The following is a 1184-nucleotide window of genomic DNA, read 5'->3' on the forward strand; positions in this document are numbered from 1 at the left end:
TTGCCGTAGGAACGCACGATGGCAGCCCAGTGCAGCTCATATTGGATGACGTGGAAGGCTCGTACAAAGCTGATTTCGGTGGGTTCGCATTTCACCGCCAATGCTGCTTTCGCCATTTCCAGCCGAATCAGGTTGTAAGCGGTCAGGGTGCCCCAGATTTCCTGATACACGCCATCGATTGTTTTGCTGCGTAGTGTTAATGCCCGGCCTAGCATGCTTTGCTTCAGTTCCCGATAGCTCGTTTCGATCTGCCAGCGGCGCTGATAACACGCCACGATATCAGCGGCCTGGTAGCGTTTTCGGTCAAGCAGTGAGGTGATCAGGATATGTTTGCGCGCCTGGCCATCGACCACGGTAATGGCGCGTGCGCGCCACGATGGTGGCAGATCCGGCCGTTTTTTACGGACCTGCTGTGCCAGTTTCATTTCGATCAGCACATCATCGCCTGCCGGCTCGAGCAACGTCCACGTCGTATTTGACTTGGCGGGAATGATGAAGTGGCGATTGCTGCCATTGCTGGTCAGGTCACACAGGATTTCGGCAGACATGAAGCCTTTATCCAGGGCTGTCAGCGAGTCGTCGGGAATCGTCGGCAGCAACTCTTTGGCATATTGCATTTCGTTGGTGCCGTAGGGGCCAAAGGCAGCACAGCGGATCAGATGCGTCGCGACATCTGTCAGCGTCACGGCACGCACCTGGGGATAGCTCGAGACCACCTTCGCATAGGCCTGGGCGCCGAAATGGGCGCGCTGCTCCGGCGTGTCGGCCGTCTTCAAGGTCGTGCCATCAAGGGCGAACAGCCGCAATCCCTTGAATTGATAATGCCGCGCGTCTTGTGCGCACCAAGCCTGTGCCGACAGCTCAAACAAGGCCTGCAGCGGAGCAGGCCCCAGGCGCTGCCGGGCTTGCGCTATCGCGCTCTTGCTTACGCATGGTGTTTGCAGATCCGGCAGCACCAGGTCCAGGTCATCGAGCACTTCGCTGATCGATTGATGCCGGTACAGTGCTAGCGCCACCACCAGCCACACCACTTGTTGCGCAGGCAAACGCCGATGCCGGATGCTCGCCTTGCCCGTGTAGCGGACCGCCTGCTCGACCCACTCGATCGGTAAATGTTGCCCCAGGCGTTCCCAATTAGGCGCCTCTTGGTGTTCTGTCAAAAAATGCATCGCGTCATCAAGCAT

General features: G+C 58.1%; 1 protein-coding gene. It reads right to left on the bottom strand.

The features are described from left to right. Positions 1-1184 (bottom strand): IS4 family transposase (locus ACQ4W0_RS29140; RefSeq protein ID WP_436579899.1); only part of this gene is annotated, 1184 nt, incomplete at both ends.

It is taken from the genome of Janthinobacterium breve, from assembly GCF_051380895.1.
In the GTDB taxonomy this organism is placed as follows: Bacteria; Pseudomonadota; Gammaproteobacteria; order Burkholderiales; family Burkholderiaceae_D; genus Janthinobacterium.